Genomic DNA, 17,297 nt, shown 5'->3' on the forward strand with positions numbered 1-17,297 from the left:
CCCTTTTCCCCAAAAGGAGTCTCCGCGCGCCGCGCCGAGGGCCCGGCCGCCGCCGCGAAATTCCGCACCTCGCGGCGCTCACGTCTGGCCCATGGCCGCACCATGCCTATATGCAAGACCTACAGGCAGGAATCGCGCAGCAACAGGAAAGGGGCCGGCATGGTCTACGTCAAATGGGTCTTCATCATCGCCTTCTGGCTTATCGTGGGCGCCTTCCTGCACTACACCCTGCCGCAGCACGATATCGCCCGGATCACCGACACCTACGAGAAACGGGTCGATTTCGGCGAGAACTCGATCTTCTGGGCGAACCAGGGCACCGGCGAGGCCGAGGGCACGGTGAACCGCGACGTGTTCTTCATCACCGCGGTGCGACCGAACGGCCGGGTGATCGTCTACCGGAACGAGGATACCGGCTGGGGCTGGCCGCCCTATTTCAAGTTCGACACCTCGAACCTGCAGGCCGAGGCGGCCGACCTGAAATCGACCTCCGAGACCCCCCGCTGGGTGTCGATCCGCCACTATGGCTGGCGCAACGAGTTCATCTCGATCTACCCCAACGCGGTCACCATCAAGCGGGTGGCGGGGCCCGACGTGCGGATCATCCCGTGGTTCAACATCATCGTGCTGGCGGTGCTGGCCGCGCTGTTCTGGGCGATCCGCGTGCGGTGGAAGCGGTTCCGGCGGAACCGGGTCGATCCGAAGGTCGATGAATGGACCGACGGGTGGGGGTGAGACCCGTCTCGAAAACGCTCCAGTGGAGCGTTTCAGGGTCGAACGGGCGGAGCCCCGGATGAGCCTGCGCCCGCTGAACCGTCGGATTTTGAGTATTTATCCCCAAGAAGAAGCCGGGGGCGAGGCAGCCCGCAAGGGCTGACGAGCGGCGGTCAGCGTTTGCCGTAGTAGAGGCCGACCACGTGCTCGGCTTCCGCGAAGAACAGCCAGCGCGACGCCGCCACGCCCGCAAGGTGGCTCAGCACCGCCACCAGCGCCAGCGCGTGCGAGAACGGCATGATCAGCAGCGAGAAGGGCAGCACGTAGCCCAGCAGCATGGCGATCGAGCGCAGCTTGGTGGCGTGCTTGCGGCCCACCTGGAAGGTGAATTCCCGCAGCAGGTAGTTGCTGCCGGTATGCGGATGCTCGAACGAGCGCACCTTGCCGGTGCCGCCCAGCCCGGTGGCCGTGGCCAGTGTCGTGCCGCTCTGCGCGAACGCGCCGTCGCCGCGCATCCACCACAGCACCTGCGCCGCCGCTGCCAGCGGCAGGAGCAGCATCGCGGCCTTCACCTGCCCCGCCAAGAGCGCGCCGCCGGCCACTGACAGCATCAGGTAAAGGAGCGGCGTCAGCGGTGTCTTCCAGCGCGGCACCGTGTCCATCTGGGCATAGATCATCGCCGTGCAGAATACCGTGCCCAGCGACAGCACCGCGCCGATCACGCCCAGGAGACGCCAGCTTTCGCCCCAGAAGACCAGCCCCGCGCCGTAGACCGCCATCACCAGAAGCGTGGCGACCGAGACCACGCCCTCGCGGCTGAGCCACGAGGTCCGCCACTGGGTGAAGGCCAGCAAAGCGCGTTCCGGGTGGCCGAGGTGGAAGGTCGAGGACACCAGCCCGCCCACCGCCAGCGCATAGGCGATGGCGAAGAAGGTGAAGGCGACCCAGCCGGTGACCTCCGGAAAACCGAGGCCCAGCCAGGCCAGAAGGCCGAAGCCCAACCCCGACAGGGTGGTGAAGATGATGACGGACGGCGCCGGATGCATGTCAGAGCTTCTCCAGTGTACGATCAAGCCAGCCGATGAACCCTTTCGGCTCCTCCGCCACCGGCTGAAGATAGGGCGCCAGCACGTCGACCTGGTCGAGCTCGTCCTTGGGCCGGGGCGGCAGGTACTTGTTGACGGGCTTGGTGCCCTGTTCCGGCATCAGGTCCATGCCGCCGCGTTCCTCGACCAGTTTCGAGACATCGCTCTCCGGGTCGCCCAGGTCGCCGAAATGCCGCGCCCCCGCCGGGCAGGTGCGCACGCAGGCGGGCACCCGGTCTTCCTCGGGCAGGTTCACGTTGTAGATCCGGTCGACGCAGAGCGTGCATTTCTTCATCACGCCTTCCGCCGCGTCCATCTCCCGCGCGCCATAGGGGCAGGCCCAGGCACAGAGGCCACAGCCGATGCAGGCGCTTTCGTTCACCAGCACGATACCGTCCTCGACCCGCTTGTAGCTGGCGCCGGTGGGGCAAACGGTCACGCAAGGCGCATCCTCGCAATGCAGGCAGCTTTTCGGGAAGTGGATCAGCTGCGCCGCTCCCTCCTCGGGCTGCACCTCGTAGGAATGCACCCGGTTGAGGAACGTGCCCGAGGGGTCGGCGCCGTACGGGTCCTGATCGGACAGGGGCGCGCCGTAATTCTCGGTGTTCCAGCCCTTGCAGCTGACCACGCAGGCGTGACAGCCGACACAGGTGTCGAGGTCGATCACCAGCCCCAGCTTGCGGTCGGTCTTCTCGGGCAGGGTTGTCATACCGCCTCCTTCCGTCTGGCACGGGTTTCGGTGAAGTCCGCGACATCCGCCGCGAACCGGTCGGGGTTTTCGAGGAAGGGCGCGTGGCCCGTTCCGTCATAGGGCAGGTAGCGGGCGTCTTGCATCAGCTTCGCCGCCGCTTCGCCCGTGGCGGCAGAGACCACCTCGTCCTGCACGCCGTGGATCACCAGCCCGGGGCAGGTCATCGCCGCGTAGACCGGGCGGAAATCCCATGTCGGCGCGAAAAGCGCCCGGCGCACATGCGGCGGGCAGAGCATGTTGGCGCCGACCAGCTCACCATACGCTTGCGTATCGAGCGGTTGCGCCGTGCACTCCCGCACGAACTTTGCCGTGGCGGCCAGCCGCCTTGGCAGGTCGCCGGTGTAGAGGTCGCGCTGCACGCCGGGGCTCGACGGCCCGACCATCCAGTCTTCCCGTGCCGCACCGATGGTCAGGATACCGCCCGCCAGCACGACACCGCCAAGCGCCCCATCGCCATGCACCGACAGGTAGGAGGCGATCACCCGGCTGCCATAGGACCAGCCCACGAGCACCGGCTTCTCCAGCCCATACCCTTCGATCACCGCTGTCACGTCATCGGCCCAGAGCGCCGTATCTGTATAGGGCCCCTCGCCCTCGGGCTTGTCCGACGCGCCGTGCCCGCGCAAATCCATCGCCACCACGCGGAAGCGATCCTTCAGACGGTCCATCACCGGCCGCCAGCACACCGATTGCTGCGCCCAGCCGTGGATGAACAGCAGCGCCGGCGCGCCCTCGGGGCCCTCCGCATACGTGGCCAGCCGCACGCCGTCGCGTCCCGTGATCTCCGGTGCGCTCATTCGCCCACCTTCCAGCGCAGCTCGTCCGGGCCCTTGCCCACGGGCGAGCGGATGGCGCTGAACTCGGGCTTCGCCTGGTCCGGCGCGGCGGTCTTCTCGATCTTCACCCGCAAGTCGAACCACGCCGCCTGCCCGGTGATCGGATCGGAATTCGACCAGCGCAGCCCGTCGCCCTTGGGCGGCAGCAACTCGTGAATAAGGTGATTCAGCAGGAACCCCCTTGTTGCCTCCGGCGCATCCTCGTCGAGCGCCCAGGCGCCCTTGCGCTTGCCGATGGCGTTCCATGTCCAGACCGTGTTCTCGTTCAGCGCCGCCATATGCGCCACCGGCACCACGATCTCGCCATGCGCCGAGGTCACGCGCGCCCAATCCCCCTCGGCAAAGCCCTCCTTCTCCCAGATCTTCGTCGGAACGTAGAGCGGGTTCTGCCCGTGGATCTGCCGCAGCCACGCGTTCTGCGTGCCCCAGCTATGGTACATCGCCATCGGCCGCTGGGTCAGGGCGTGGACCGGGTATTCCCCGGTGTCGATGCTGCCATCCTCGAAGGGCGGGTACCAGACCGGCAGCGGGTCGAGCGTCTGCTTGATCCGCTCACGCAGATGCGCGGGCGGCTGGCGCTCGCCATGGCCCTCGGCGGCCAGCTGGAACTGGCGCATCGTCTCGACATATAGGTCGAAGACATAGGGCTGCGGGCTGTCGTAGATGCCCATCCCCACGGCCCATTCCTGGTAGGCCATGTTCCACGGCTTCATATAGGCCGCCTCGTCGGGGATATGCTTGATGAAGAACCCGCCATTGGCGATGTAGCTTTTCAACTGCGACGGGTTCGGCGCGCCGCGCCCGTGGGTCAGGCCGGTCTTGCCGCTGCGCCACCCGGCGAGCGGGCCGATGCCCGGCTTGCGCTCGTGGTTGGTGATGTAATCGGCGTAGTCGGTGTATTTCGCCGCGCCGCCCTCATCGGTGAACCCCGGCAGCTTCAGCTTGTTCGCCAGCTGCACCAGCACCGTCTGGAAGCCGCGCACGTCGCGGTCGGGCTCCACCACCGGCCAGCGGATCGCGTCGGCCGCCGCGTCCGCCTCGCAGATCGGGCGGTCGAGCAGGCTGATACAGTCGTAGCGCTCGAGATAGGTGGTGTCCGGCAGGATCAGGTCGGCATAGGCGACCATCTCGGAACTATACGCATCCGAATAGATGATCCGGGGGATGACATACTCGCCGTTCTCGTCCTTGTCCGTCAGCATGTCGATCACGCCGCGCGTGTTCATGCTGGAGTTCCACGACATGTTGGCCATGTACATGAACAGCGTGTCGATCTTGTAGGGATCGCCGGCATGGGCGTTGCTGATGACCATGTGCATCAGGCCATGCGCGCTCATCGGGTTTTCCCAGGTGAACGCCTTGTCGATCCGGGCGGGCGTGCCGTCTTCCCTCAGCGCAAGGTCCTGCGGGCCGCGCACGAAGCCAAGGTGCGGGCCGTCGAGCGGCGCGTCGGGGGTGGCCTTGCAATGCGGTGTCGGGTGGGCGGTGACGGGCTTCGGGTAAGGCGGCTTGAACCGGAACCCGCCCGGCACCTCGACCGAGCCCAGCAGGATCTGCAGCATGTGCAGCGCCCGGCAGGTCTGGAACCCGTTGGAATGGGCCGAGATGCCGCGCATGGCGTGGAAGCTCACCGGGCGGCCCTTCATGACCGAATGCTTTTCGCCGCGGAAATCCGTCCATTCCCGCTCGAGCACGATTTCTTCCTCGAAGGCCACGCGTGCCAGCTCGTTGGCGATGGCCCTGATCTTGGCAGGCTTCACCCCGCATTGCTCGGCCACCGCCTCGGGCGCGTATTCCTTGGCAAGGTAGCGCGAGGCCATCATGTGCATGACCGGCTTGTGGGTGATCCCGCCCTGCCGGTAGCTGGCGGAAAGATCGGGCCGCACGCCCTTGCGGTCGAACGGCGCCAGCTTGCCGGTGTTGCGGTCGATCACCTGCGGCTTGCCGTCGGCATCGCGCAGGAACAGCCCGTATTCGGCCGAGGTGGAATCCCGGTTCACCAGATACGCGGCGTTGGTGTAGCGGGCGAGATAGTCGAGGTCGATCTTGCCGGCCTTCAGCAGGCAATGCACCAGCGACAGGATGAAGAGGCCGTCCGTGCCCGGCGTTATCCCGACCCAGTCATCGGCGACGGCATTGTAGCCCGAGCGGATCGGGTTCACCCCGATCACCTTGGCGCCGCGCGCCTTGATCTTGCCGATGCCCATCTTGATCGGGTTGCTGTCATGGTCCTCGGCCACGCCGAAGATCATGAACAACTTGGTGTGGTCCCAGTCGGGCTGGCCGAACTCCCAGAAGGCGCCGCCCATCGTGTAGATGCCCGCTGCCGCCATGTTGACCGAGCAGAACCCGCCATGCGCGGCATAGTTCGGCGTGCCAAAATTCTGCGCCCAGAAGCTGGTGAAGGACTGGCTCTGATCCCGCCCGGTGAAGAAGGCCAGCTTCGAGGGGTCTTCCTTGCGCAGCGGAGCAAGCCAGCCCGTGGCGATATCGAGCGCCTCGTCCCAACTGATCTCCTCGAACTCGCCCGAGCCGCGCGGGCCGACGCGCTTCAACGGCGCCCGCAGGCGCGACGGCGCGTTGACCTGCATGATCCCCGCGCTGCCCTTGGCGCAAAGCACGCCCTTGTTCACCGGATGGTCGCGGTTGCCCTCGATATAGGCGACCTTGCCGTCCTTCATGTGCACGTTGATCCCGCAGCGGCAGGCGCACATGTAGCACGTGGTCTTCCGCACCTCGTCCGACACCTTGGGCGAGGTATTGATTCGCGGCTGTTCAAAGCTCATCTGACAATTGTCTCCCGATCCAGCGGCACATTAGGACAGATTGATAGGGTCCGCGACCCTTTTCTGAGGTTCCGGCGGCACGGAAACCGTGTGTTCCGCCCACGCCCGGAATCCAGACGATTTTCCCGCAAGATCCAATCATCCGGCCCCCAGCAAGTCCAGCGCATCCGCCGCGATGCGGCGTTCTTCCTGCGCCTCGACGATCCAGCAGCCGATATCGGACCCCTCGACATGCAACATTGCACTCCCATTGTCATTGGCCGCACCGTCCAGTCTCAGGCCCAGCCACGCCAGCCCCTCGGCGATTCGCGCCCGCACCGGGCCGGCGTTCTCGCCGATGCCGCCGGTGAAGGCCACGGCGTCCAGCCCCTCCATCGCCGCGATCATCGAGCCCGCGTGCCGCACCGCCCAGTAGCAGAAATGCTCGACCGCGAAGCGGCTCCGCTCGCCGCCATCCTCCAGCAGCGCCCGCATGTCGGAAATGCCGCCCGACAGGCCCCAGAGCCCGCTTTCCTTGTTCAGCATCCGCAGCGTCGCATCCATCCCGTCCTCGCCCGCGAGGCGCAGCACGGCATTGCCGTCGATGCTGCCGGCCCGCGTGCCCATGGTCAGCCCCTCGAGCGGCGAATAGCCCATCGTTGTCGCCACCGATTGCCCGTCGCGGATGGCGCAGAGCGACGCGCCGTTGCCAAGGTGAAACGCCAGCAGCCGCTTGGGCAACGCCTCCCCCGTTACCTCCGGCATGGCCCGCACGAGCGAGGCATAGGACAGCCCGTGAAACCCGTACCGCCGGATTCCCCGCGCCTCGATATCCGCCGGCAGCGCGTAGCGCTTGGCCACCTCCGGGTTGGAGGCATGAAACCCGGTATCGAAACTGGCGCATTGCGGCAGGTCCGGCGCCAGCCGTGCCAGCGTCTCGATGGCGGCAAGGTTGTGCGGGTTGTGCAGCGGCGCCAGCGGCACGCAGCGCCGGATCCCGGCCAGCACGTGCACGTCGATCTTCGCCGGCGCCGTCAGCTCCATGCCGCCATGCACCACCCGGTGCGCCGCCGCGCGGAACCGGTCGGCCGAGAAGCCCTGCGCCGCCAGCCCCTCCAGCACCGCCGCCAGCGCGGCGGCATGGGTGCCGAAGGTGGCGGTCTGCCGGTCGCGCCCGACCCGCAGCGCGCCGTCGCCACCGATGCCGTCGGCCATCCCGGTCAGGCGTTCCTTCAGGTCGCCGCCGAACACCGCGAACTTGATCGAGGAGGACCCGGCATTGAGAACCAGTATCGCGTCCTCGCCGCCGGGCGCCGTCATCGGCTCAGACCACCTGCTCGCGCATGTCGGCCGGATCGATGCCCGCCACTTCCACCGGTTTCTTCATCGCGTCGCGGCGGAACGGCTCGCCCAACTCCTGGTTGATCATCGCCTCGATCAGCGTGGTGGTGCCATTCTCCATCTGGTCCTTGATCGCCTGGTTCAGCGCGTCGGTCAGCTCGTCCATCGTCCGCGCCACGACACCTTTCAGCCCGCAGGCATTGGCGATCCCGGCATAGCTGACGCCCTCGTCCAGCTCGGTGCCGACGAAATTGTCGTCGAACCACAGGGTCGAGTTCCGCTTCTCCGCGCCCCACTGGTAGTTGCGGAAGACGATCTGCGTCATCGCCGGCCATTCCTCGCGGCCGATCGCGGTCAGCTCGTTGACGGCAATGCCGAAGGCGCCGTCCCCGGCAAAGCCCACCACCGGCACATCCGGGCAGCCGATCTTCGCGCCCATCACCGAAGGAAGCCCGTAACCACACGGCCCGAACAGCCCCGGCGCCAGGTATTTCCGGCCTTCCTCGAAGGACGGGTAGGCGTTGCCGATGGCACAGTTGTTGCCGATATCCGACGAGATGATCGCCTCCTTCGGCAGCGCCTGCTGAATCGCCCGCCACGCCATGCGCGGGCTCATCCAGTCGGGCTTGTCCTTGCGCGCGCGCTCGTTCCACGTGGTGCCCGGGTCGTCATCCTCGTGGTCCATGCTGGAGAGCTGCTGCGCCCAGGCCGATTTCGTCTTGGCGATCAGCGCCTTGCGATCGTCGCGCCCGGCATCGCCCGCGGTATCCGACAGCCGCTCGAGGATACCCTCGGCCACCGCCTTGGCATCGCCCACGATCCCCACGCTGACCGGCTTGGTCAGGCCGATCCGGTCGGGGTTCAGGTCGACCTGGATGATCTTGGCGTCCTTGGGCCAGTAATCGATGCCATAGCCCGGCAGGGTCGAGAACGGGTTGAGCCGTGTGCCGAGGCACAGCACCACGTCCGCCTGCGAGATCAGCTCCATCCCCGCCTTCGACCCGTTATAGCCCAAGGGCCCCGCGAAAAGCGGGTGCGAGCCGGGGAAGGCATCGTTGTGCTGGTAGCCCACGCAGACCGGTGCATCAAGCCGCTCGGCCAGTTGCTTGCTGGCCTCGATCCCGCCGGCCAGAACCACGCCCGCGCCGTTCAGGATCACCGGGAATTTCGCCTCGTCCAGCAGCTTTGCCGCCCGGTCGAGCGATTCGGCCCCGCCCGTCGGCCGCTCGAACGCCACGATCTGCGGCAGCGCGATATCGACCACCTGCGTCCAGTAATCGCGGGGCACGTTGATCTGCGCCGGGGCGCTGGCCCGCTTCGCCTTCAGGATCACCCGGTTCAGCACCTCGGCAATCCGCGTCGGGTCGCGCACTTCCTCCTGGTAGGCGACCATGTCCTCGAACAGCTTCATCTGCTCGACTTCCTGGAAGCCGCCCTGCCCGATCGTCTTGTTCGCTGCCTGCGGCGTCACCAGCAGAAGCGGCGTGTGGTTCCAGTAGGCGGTTTTCACCGCGGTCACGAAGTTGGTGATGCCCGGTCCGTTCTGGGCGATCATCATGCTCATCTTGCCGGTCGCGCGGGTATAGCCATCGGCCATCATCCCGGCGCTGCCCTCGTGCGCGCAATCCCAGAAGGTGATCCCCGCCTTGGGGAAAATATCCGAAATCGGCATCATGGCGGACCCGATGATTCCGAAGGCGTGCTGGATGCCATGCATCTGCAGCGTCTTCACGAAAGCTTCTTCGGTCGTCATTTTCATGCGGGTGTCTCCTGAAATCCAAAGCCGGCCGCGCACCGGAGTTGCGGCAAACCTACGGCACGGGCCGGGGCATCGTTAGGGCCAGAATTGGCGCCCGACTAAAGCCAGTCAGCGCATCAGGGCCAGTTCAGTGGCCAGCCGCGCCACCCCTTCCGGGATGCGCTCGGAAGAAATCGAGGAATAGGCGAGCCGGTAGAAATTCCCCGGCGGCTCGGCCGCGTGGAAGAAGGGCCGCCCCGGCTCGATCAGCACGCCCTTGTCGCGCAGCCGCCGGTCAAGCTCGCCCGTGTCCACCGTCTCCGGCGCCCGCATCCAGATCGACGAGCCGCCGAACACGCCGCGGCCCGCCACGCCGAGGCCGTGATTCGCCAGCGCCTCCTCCATCACCTTGCGGCGGCGGGCGAAAACCTGCCCCATCCGCCGGATCAGGCTGTCGTAATGCCCGAGGCTCAGGAAATACGCCGCCGTCCGCTGGATATGCCCCGGCGGGTGGCGGTAGACGCTGGCCCGCAGCGCCCGCGCCTCGCGGATGAACGGCTCGGGCCCGACGAGGTAGCCCAGCCGCAGCCCCGGAAAGATCGACTTGGAAAAACTGCCCACGTAGATCACCCGCCCATCGGTATCGAGCGATTTCAGCGCCGGCAGCGGCGCCCGGAGGAAGGCCATCTCGAACTCGTAATCGTCCTCGACGATCAGCGCCTCCATCTCCCGCGCCCGTGCCATCAGCGCCTTGCGCCGCCCCATCGGCATGGTGGCATTGGTCGGCGACTGGTGGCTCGGCGTGGTGAAGATCACGTCGGCCGTTTCCGGCAGCGCCTCGGGCGGCAGCCCGTCCCGGTCCACCGCCACGGGGGCAAGGTGGCAGCGCGACTGCGTCAGGATATCGCGAAGCGCGTGGTAACACGGCTCCTCCGCCACCGCCGTCCGCCTCTGCGTCAACAGCACCTGCGCCGTCAGCCACAGCGCATTCTGCGCCCCCATCGTGACGAGAATCTCCTCCGGCCGCGCCAGGATTCCCCGCCGCGGCAGCGTATGCCGCGCGATGAACTCGATCAGCTGCGGGTCGTCATTGTCGTAGTAATCCGTGGTCAGCGCCTGGAAATCCTTCTGCCCCAGCGCCCGGAGCGCGCAATGCCGCCAGTTGGCATGATCGAAGAGCGACGGGTCGGTCTGGCCATAGACGAAGGGATAACGGAAGCTCCACCAGTCGCGCGGCTTGACCGGCGTTGCCCCGCCGGTAAACCGCCGGCCCAGCGCGCGCGACCAGTCGATGCTGTCCTGCCTCGGGTGCCGCGCGGCAAACTGCGGCGGCTCCGGCGCGTTCTGCGAGACGAAATAGCCCGAGCGGTCGCGCGATTCGAGGTAATCGGAGGCCTGCAGCTCGGTATAGGCGAGCGTCACCGTGATCCGGCTGACGCCGAGGTGCTTGGCCAGCTTGCGGGACGAAGGCAGCTTTTCCCCCTTCCGCAGCCTGCCCGACAGGATGCCCTGCGCGATCATCTGCTGGATCTGCGCCTGCAGCGTGCCCTGCGCTTCGGGATTGAGGAAAAAGGTCTCGACGGGGATCGGCATGACCCGAGGGTATACTGGCCTTATCGCCCCTGCAATCTGGTATTGCCCGGCAAAGACAAAACCACCCCCTGCTTTTTCTGGCCGAAAATATCCCGGGGGGGAGCGTTGAAATCCCGCAGGATTTCAACGTGGGGGGCTGGCCCCCCGGCGCTCTCCGTCGGAAACACCGCTTGCCCCCGAACACGACACCGCCGAAACTCGCCCGCGCACACCGGCCCGCGCACACCGAAAGGAGACAGCCAATGATCGCCATCATCTTCGAGGTTATCCCCGCCGAGGGCCGCAAGGACCACTACCTCGACATCGCCGCCGAAATGCGCCCGCTCGCCGAACAGATCGACGGCTTCATCTCGGTCGAACGGTTCCAGAGCCTGACGCATCCGGAAAAGCTACTCTCCCTCTCCTTCTGGGAAAGCGAGGAGGCGGTCGAGGAATGGCGCCGGCTCGCCGCCCACCGCCGGGCCCAGGCCAAGGGGCGGGCGGGCATGTTCGCCGACTACCGCCTCCGCGTCGCCCACGTCCTGCGCGATTACGGGCTGAACGAGCGCGCCGAGGCGCCGGAAGACAGCAAGGCCGAACACGGCGGCTGAGCCTTCGAGGCCGGCAAACGGAAGAGGACGCCATCGAACCAGGCGTGGCACCTCCCTCCGAACTTCGAACCCGTCAAGGGAACCTCGCGCGGAACAAGGGCGCGCCAAGGGCGCGCCGCCAAGGCTTGCCACCCCCGCCCCCCTTTGCTTTAACCGGTCCGGCAACCCGTCCGGGAGGAAACCAATGGTCGATATCGCGACCCGTGTCTGGAACCACAAATGGAAGATCGACCCGATCGTCCGCTCGCTCATCGACACGGATTTCTACAAGCTGCTGATGTGCCAGTCGGTGTTCCGCAACCGGCCCGACACGCAGGTGACCTTCTCCCTCATCAACCGCTCGACCGACGTGAAGCTGGCCGAGCTGGTGGACGAGGGCGAACTCCGCGAACAGCTCGACCATATCCGCTCGCTTTCCCTGACCCGGGGCGAAAGCACTTGGCTGCGCGGCAACACCTTCTATGGCAAGCGCCAGATGTTCACGCCGGCCTTCATGGAATGGTTCGAGAACCTGAAGCTGCCCCCCTACCAGCTCGAAAAGCGTGACGGGCAATACGAGCTCACCTTCGAAGGCTCCTGGCCCGAGGTGATGCTCTGGGAAATCCCGGCGCTCGCCGTGCTGATGGAACTGCGTGGCCGCGCCGTCCTGCACGACATGCGCCGCTTCGAGCTCCAGGTGCTCTATGCCCGCGCCATGACCAAGCTGTGGGAGAAGGTCGAGCGCCTCCGCGACGTGCCCGGCCTGCGCATCGCCGATTTCGGCACCCGCCGCCGCCACTCCTTCCTCTGGCAGGACTGGTGCGTGCGCGCCATGTGCGAGGGGCTGGGCGAGAAATTCGTCGGCACCTCCAACTGCCTCATCGCCAAGAACCGCGATCTCGAGGCGATCGGCACCAACGCCCATGAACTGCCGATGGTCTACGCCGCGCTCGCCGACACCGACGACGACCTCGCCCGCGCGCCCTATGACGTGCTCTCCGACTGGCACGAGGAACACGATGGCAACCTGCGGATCATCCTGCCCGACACCTACGGCACCAAGGGCTTCCTCGACCGTGCGCCCGACTGGCTGGCGGGCTGGACGGGCATCCGCGTCGACAGCGGCGACCCGGCCGAGGGCGCCGAGATCGCCATCGACTGGTGGAAATCCCGCGGCGAGGACCCGACGAAGAAGCTCATCATCTTCTCCGACGGGCTCGACACCGACAAGATCATCGACCTGCACACCCGCTTCGCCGGCCGCTGCCGCCCGTCCTTCGGCTGGGGCACCCTGCTCACCAACGACTTCCGCGGCCTGACCCCGGATGACCGGCTCGCCCCCTTCTCTCTGGTCTGCAAGGCTGTCTCGGCCAATGGCCGGCCCACGGTGAAGCTTTCCGACAACCCCAACAAGGCGATGGGCCCCGAAAGCGAGATCGCCCGCTACAAGCGCGTCTTCGGCGTGGGCAAGCAGGAGGCGCTGGAGGTGGTGGTGTGACAGGCTTTGTCTGCCTCACCTTCGACGACCTCTTCGCCGGAAGCTGGCACGCCGCCCGGCCGATCTTCGACGAGTTCGGCGCGCGGGCGACCTTCTGCGTCTGCAACCTGCACAACGCCAAGCCCCGGCAGGTGAAGAAGCTCCGCGCCCTGCAGGAGGACGGTCACGAGATCGCCTTCCACTCCCGCACCCACCCGAAACTCGGCCCCTACCTGCGAAAGCACGGCCTCCCCCACTGGCTGGAACATGAAATCGACGCCGGGGTGGCCGAACACCGCGCCCTTGGCTTCCCCGCCAAAAGCTTCGCCAGCCCCTTCCACGCCTTCACCGACGAAACCCTCGCCGAAACCGCCAAACGCTTCCCCGTCACCCGCGCCGCGGGACCGAAGAACCTGTCTGAAGCCGACATCCCCGCGCGCATCTACCACGCCCCCGGCCCCCACAACGCGGTCGATTGCGTCGGCTTCTGCGACTTCCAGCACAGCGCCTTCCCGGGATGGGAGTGGCAATCCCGCCTCCTCGACCGGATCGCGGAGGCGGGCGGCACGGGGGTCTTCGCCGGCCACGACATCAGGCCGCCGGGCAAGGGCTCGCAGTTCTTCTCGACGCCGGAGGACCTGCGCCGTTTCCTTGGCGCCGCGGCCGAGCGGGGGCTGGAGTTCGTGACCTTGGCGGAGGTGGGCCAGCCCGCCTAGGCGGCGCTTCGCGGCACCGGCACACGCGCCACCTTGCGCGCCGCCCCCTCCCCGTGCACAACTCTGCCGGAGAACGACGCGACCCATACCGGGGCGCCGGGCCGACCCACATCAAAGGAGCCATACCCGTGACCCGCACCCTGACCGCCCTTGCCCTGACCCTTGCCGCCACCCCGGCCTTCGCCCACCTGCCCCCGGGCGAGTACGGTTCCTTCCTTGCCGGTGTCACCCACCCGATCTTCGGCCTCGACCACGTGCTCGCCATGGTCGCCGTCGGCCTCTGGGCGGCGCAGATCGGCGGCCGTTCCGTCTGGGGCGTGCCCACTGCCTTCGTCGCCACCATGATCGCGGGCTTCCTGCTGGCCCTCGCCGGCCTGCCGCTGCCCTTCGTGGAACCGGCCATCCTGACATCGATCGTGGTGCTGGGGCTCGTCGTGGCCCTCGCCCTGCGCCCCGACCCGCGCCTCGCCATGGCCCTTGTCGGCGCCTTCGCCCTGTTCCACGGTCACGCCCATGGCGGCGAACTTGGCGGCGCCAGCGCCCTGCAATTCGGGGCGGGCTTCGCCATTGCCACGGCGCTGCTCCACGCCGCCGGCCTCGGCGTCGCCGTCGCGGCCTCGCGTCTCACCACCGGCAACGCCCCGGCCCTGCGCCTTCTCGGCGGGCTCACCTCGGCGGCCGGGCTCTACTTCATCTTCGGCTAGGCCGGCCAGACCACCGGGAACCAGTCCTCTCGCAACCGCTCCCCGGGCACCATCCCGTGCCCGGGAAAGGGCGGCGAGGTCGGCCCCGGCCGCTCGACATACCGCGCATCATCCCCCACCAGCCTGAGCGAGAACGCCCGCCGCCGCCGCGCGGTCTCGTTCCCGCGCGCCCCGTGCAGGATGCCGTAGTGAAACGCCACCGCGTCGCCGGGCTTCATCGCCCATTCCACCACCCGCATCCCCTCGGCATCCGGGTCCGGCACCGGCATATAGGCCTCCGGATCGGCATAGAAGCTCTCCTCCGACAGCCACCGCCGGGGCAGCACCGGCTTCTCCCACAGGTGAGAGCCCGCCACGCAACGCAACGACGCCTCCTCCACCGGGTCCAGCGGCGACCAGAAGCTGACCGTCTGCCGCCCCTCGACGAAGTAATAGGGCCCGTCCTGGTGCCACGGAGTCGGCTTCGACGTGCCCGGCTCCTTCACCAGCACGTGGTCGTGGAAGACCTGCGCCGTCTCCGACCGCATCAGCTCCGCCGCCACCTGCGCCACGGGCGAGTCTGCAATCACCTCCCGGAACTCCGGAATGCGCTGCCAGTTGCAGTAATCGTCGAAGAACCGCCCGGCCTCCCCCTCCTTCAGGTTCTCCGCCGCGTAGGGCCCCGGCTCCGCCATGTTCCGCGCCACGCCCCCGCGCAGCGCCTCGACATGATCCGCGAACAACCCCTCGATCAGCACGACCCCGTCGCGCTGATACGCCTCGACATGCTCTTCGGTAATCAACGGATGCATCCCGCGCCCTCCTCCGCCGGCGCACGCGGCCCCGGCTTCATCTTGCCAAAAATATTCCCGCCGGAGGCACCCGGACCCGTCCACGCGCGCCACCGCCCGCGTCGGCCCGTCACGTCGGCCACACCCCCGAGACGGCGCCCAAGGGGCGACGGCGAGACAGGCGGCGCGCCCGCACGGGCGCACATCGGCCTTCAGACCTTGCCTTCGAAATCCTTGTGGATCAGCTTGGCATCGCAATAGGGGCATTCCACCCAGCCAAGCTCCTGCGGGATCATCAGCCAGACACGCGGATGGCCCAGCGCCTCTCCGCCGCCGTCGCAGGCAATCCGGTAGCTGTCGACGATCCGGGTTTCTGGGGCCTGTGTCACCATCTGGCAGTTTCCTTTTCCGCTCGGTTGAACTAGGTCCGAATATGGAAGATCGAAAAGCCGGGGGCAAGAGCAGCGATGGGCGGGAATGCCATTGAAATCCGGGGCCTGACCAAGACCTACCCGCCGCACAAGGGCGAGCCGGAAAAGCGGGCCCTCAAGGGCGTCGATCTCGACATCCCGTCGGGCTGCGTCTTCGGCCTCCTGGGCCCCAACGGCGCGGGCAAGTCGACGCTGATCAACATCCTCGCCGGTCTGGTCGTCAAGACCGCCGGGAAGGTCACCATCTGGGGCTTCGACCAGGACGTGAACCCCCGCCAGAGCCGCGCCGCCATCGGCGTCATGCCGCAGGAGCTGAACCTCGACCCGTTCTTCACCCCCCGTGGCGCGCTCGAGGTGCAGGCCGGGCTCTATGGCGTGCCGAAATCCCAGCGCCGCAGCGACGAGATCCTCCGCCTCGTCGGGCTCGAGGACAAGGCCCACGCCTATGCCCGCACCCTCTCGGGCGGGATGCGCCGCCGCCTGCTGCTGGCCAAGGCGCTGGTGCATCACCCCGCCGTGCTGGTCCTCGACGAACCCACCGCCGGGGTCGATATCGAGCTGCGCCGCATGCTGTGGGACAATGTCCGCCGCCTGAACGAGGAGGGGATGACCATCATCCTCACCACCCACTACCTCGAAGAGGCCGAGCAGATGTGCGACGAGATCGCCATCATCAACCACGGCGAGCTGGTGGCCCGCGACACCACCGGCAACCTCCTGGGCCGGCTCGACGCCAAGACGCTGGTGATCCGCCCCGACGCGCCGGTCACCCACCTGCCACAGGCCGAGGGGATCGAGGTGGAAACCCGCCCCCATGGCGAGCTGGCAATCACCTACCAGTCGGGCCGCACCAGCGCCGAGCAGGTGCTCGAGGCGGTCCGCGGCGCCGGCATCCGCATCTCGGACGTCCGCACCGAGCAGGCCGATCTCGAGGATGTCTTCCTCGACCTCACCCGCAGCACCTGAGGGCGGCTACTTCCCGCGGCTTTCCAGCATCCGCTCGATCCGCTCCAGCCGCGCGACCACCTCGTCGCGGTAATTGCCGGTCTTCTCGGTCTCTTCCTCGTGATGGGCATCCTGCATCGAGTTCACGATCAGGCCGACGACAAGGTTCACCACCGCGAAGGTCGTCACAAGGATGAACGGCACGAAGAAGGCCCAGGCCTGCGGATAGATCTCCATCACCGGCCGCACGATCCCCATCGACCAGCTTTCCAGCGTCATGATCTGGAACAGCGAATAGGCGGACCGCCCCAGCGTTCCGAACCACTCGGGGAAGTTCTCGCCGAAGAGTTTCGTCGCCATGACCGAGCCGATGTAGAAGATGATCCCCATCAGCAGGAAGACCGAGCCCATCCCCGGCAGCGCGCTCATCAGTCCTTCCACCACCCGGCGCAGCGATGGCGTCACCGACAGCACCCGGAGAAGCCGCAGGATCCGCAGCGCGCGCAGCACCGAAAGCCCCTGCGCCGCCGGGATGAGCGAGATCGCCACGATCACGAAATCGAAGATGTTCCAGCCGTCGCGAAAGAACCGCCCGCCGCGCGCGAACAGCTTGAGGCCGATCTCGATCACGAAGATCGCCAGGCAGATACCGTCCAGCGTGACGATCAGCGCCCCGGCCCGCGCCATCGCGATATCCGAGGTTTCAAGCCCCAGGATGGCCGCGTTGAACAGGATCACGCCGAGTATGAAGTTTCTGACGAGAGGCCGGTCGATGAACGCACCGGCGCGGTCGCGAAGGGTCATGGGGGCGAAATCCGTCTGTTTCCTGTCCTCTGCCTGCATATGGGGAGTAAGCCCCAAA

General features: G+C 67.1%; 16 protein-coding genes. 6 read left to right on the plus strand and 10 right to left on the minus strand.

The window, feature by feature from the left end; genetic code table 11:
* Window positions 1-159: 159 nt before the first annotated feature.
* Entirely contained in the window at window positions 160-735 is a 576-nt protein-coding gene (locus QUV18_RS02770) for a DUF1523 family protein (RefSeq protein WP_300891849.1), read from the plus strand.
* Between the two features lie 152 nt (window positions 736-887).
* Here QUV18_RS02770 and QUV18_RS02775 read toward each other — a convergent pair whose 3' ends face one another.
* From QUV18_RS02775 to QUV18_RS02805, 7 genes are all read right to left on the minus strand, one after another.
* Window positions 888-1,760, minus strand: coding sequence for a DmsC/YnfH family molybdoenzyme membrane anchor subunit (locus tag QUV18_RS02775; RefSeq protein WP_300891851.1), 873 nt, complete (start codon window positions 1,758-1,760; stop codon window positions 888-890).
* A 1-nt stretch (window position 1,761) separates the two neighbouring features.
* Complete coding sequence (locus tag QUV18_RS02780; RefSeq protein WP_300891853.1) at window positions 1,762-2,508, minus strand: 4Fe-4S dicluster domain-containing protein; 747 nt, start codon at window positions 2,506-2,508, stop codon at window positions 1,762-1,764.
* Window positions 2,505-3,347 carry an alpha/beta hydrolase gene (locus QUV18_RS02785; RefSeq protein WP_300891855.1) on the minus strand — a complete coding sequence of 281 codons (843 nt, stop codon included), beginning with the start codon at window positions 3,345-3,347 and terminating at the stop codon, window positions 2,505-2,507. The genes QUV18_RS02780 and QUV18_RS02785 overlap by 4 nt, the downstream gene beginning before the upstream one ends.
* Window positions 3,344-6,172 (minus strand): molybdopterin oxidoreductase family protein, encoded by a 2,829-nt coding sequence (locus QUV18_RS02790; RefSeq protein ID WP_300891857.1) that lies wholly within the window; start codon window positions 6,170-6,172, stop codon window positions 3,344-3,346. Before QUV18_RS02790 ends, QUV18_RS02785 begins: the two co-directional genes overlap by 4 nt.
* A gap of 138 nt (window positions 6,173-6,310) precedes the next feature.
* Window positions 6,311-7,471, minus strand: a complete 1,161-nt coding sequence (locus QUV18_RS02795) for an acetate/propionate family kinase (protein WP_300891859.1) — start codon at window positions 7,469-7,471, stop codon at window positions 6,311-6,313.
* A gap of 4 nt (window positions 7,472-7,475) precedes the next feature.
* The gene (gene xsc / locus QUV18_RS02800; RefSeq protein WP_300891860.1) at window positions 7,476-9,251 is read right to left on the minus strand and encodes a sulfoacetaldehyde acetyltransferase; all 1,776 of its coding nucleotides are present in this window, start codon (window positions 9,249-9,251) and stop codon (window positions 7,476-7,478) included.
* Window positions 9,252-9,359: 108 nt separating this feature from the next.
* The gene (locus tag QUV18_RS02805; protein WP_300891862.1) at window positions 9,360-10,823 is read right to left on the minus strand and encodes a PLP-dependent aminotransferase family protein; all 1,464 of its coding nucleotides are present in this window, start codon (window positions 10,821-10,823) and stop codon (window positions 9,360-9,362) included.
* 242 nt (window positions 10,824-11,065) lie between these two features.
* On the opposite strand from QUV18_RS02805, the gene QUV18_RS02810 reads away from it, so the two are divergent.
* The 4 genes from QUV18_RS02810 to QUV18_RS02825 all read left to right on the plus strand — a co-directional run bounded on the left by QUV18_RS02810 (window position 11,066) and on the right by QUV18_RS02825 (window position 14,289).
* The gene (locus QUV18_RS02810) at window positions 11,066-11,413 is read left to right on the plus strand and encodes an antibiotic biosynthesis monooxygenase (protein WP_300891864.1); all 348 of its coding nucleotides are present in this window, start codon (window positions 11,066-11,068) and stop codon (window positions 11,411-11,413) included.
* A gap of 184 nt (window positions 11,414-11,597) precedes the next feature.
* Window positions 11,598-12,890: a nicotinate phosphoribosyltransferase gene (gene pncB, locus QUV18_RS02815; protein WP_300891866.1), complete on the plus strand. Its 1,293-nt coding sequence runs from the start codon at window positions 11,598-11,600 to the stop codon at window positions 12,888-12,890.
* Window positions 12,887-13,585 carry a polysaccharide deacetylase family protein gene (locus tag QUV18_RS02820; RefSeq protein WP_300891868.1) on the plus strand — a complete coding sequence of 233 codons (699 nt, stop codon included), beginning with the start codon at window positions 12,887-12,889 and terminating at the stop codon, window positions 13,583-13,585. Before pncB ends, QUV18_RS02820 begins: the two co-directional genes overlap by 4 nt.
* Before the next feature lie 128 nt (window positions 13,586-13,713).
* Window positions 13,714-14,289 carry a HupE/UreJ family protein gene (locus tag QUV18_RS02825; RefSeq protein WP_300891870.1) on the plus strand — a complete coding sequence of 192 codons (576 nt, stop codon included), beginning with the start codon at window positions 13,714-13,716 and terminating at the stop codon, window positions 14,287-14,289.
* On the opposite strand, the gene QUV18_RS02830 is transcribed toward QUV18_RS02825, so the two are convergent.
* Window positions 14,286-15,080 (minus strand): phytanoyl-CoA dioxygenase family protein, encoded by a 795-nt coding sequence (locus QUV18_RS02830; RefSeq protein ID WP_300891872.1) that lies wholly within the window; start codon window positions 15,078-15,080, stop codon window positions 14,286-14,288. The two genes, QUV18_RS02825 and QUV18_RS02830, sit on opposite strands and share 4 nt — an antisense overlap.
* 191 nt (window positions 15,081-15,271) lie before the next feature.
* A complete protein-coding gene (locus QUV18_RS02835) occupies window positions 15,272-15,451 on the minus strand; it encodes a zinc-finger domain-containing protein (protein WP_300891873.1) in 180 nt (59 codons plus the stop codon).
* A gap of 75 nt (window positions 15,452-15,526) precedes the next feature.
* On the opposite strand from QUV18_RS02835, the gene QUV18_RS02840 reads away from it, so the two are divergent.
* On the plus strand, window positions 15,527-16,456 hold the full coding sequence (locus QUV18_RS02840) for an ABC transporter ATP-binding protein (RefSeq protein WP_300891874.1): 930 nt from the start codon (window positions 15,527-15,529) through the stop codon (window positions 16,454-16,456).
* A gap of 6 nt (window positions 16,457-16,462) precedes the next feature.
* Here the strand turns inward: QUV18_RS02840 and QUV18_RS02845 are convergent, their stop codons facing one another.
* Window positions 16,463-17,239 carry an ion transporter gene (locus QUV18_RS02845; protein WP_300891875.1) on the minus strand — a complete coding sequence of 259 codons (777 nt, stop codon included), beginning with the start codon at window positions 17,237-17,239 and terminating at the stop codon, window positions 16,463-16,465.
* Window positions 17,240-17,297: the final 58 nt, after the last annotated feature.

The sequence above is a fragment of the Roseovarius sp. genome (assembly GCF_030373445.1).
In the GTDB taxonomy this organism is placed as follows: Bacteria; Pseudomonadota; Alphaproteobacteria; order Rhodobacterales; family Rhodobacteraceae; genus Roseovarius.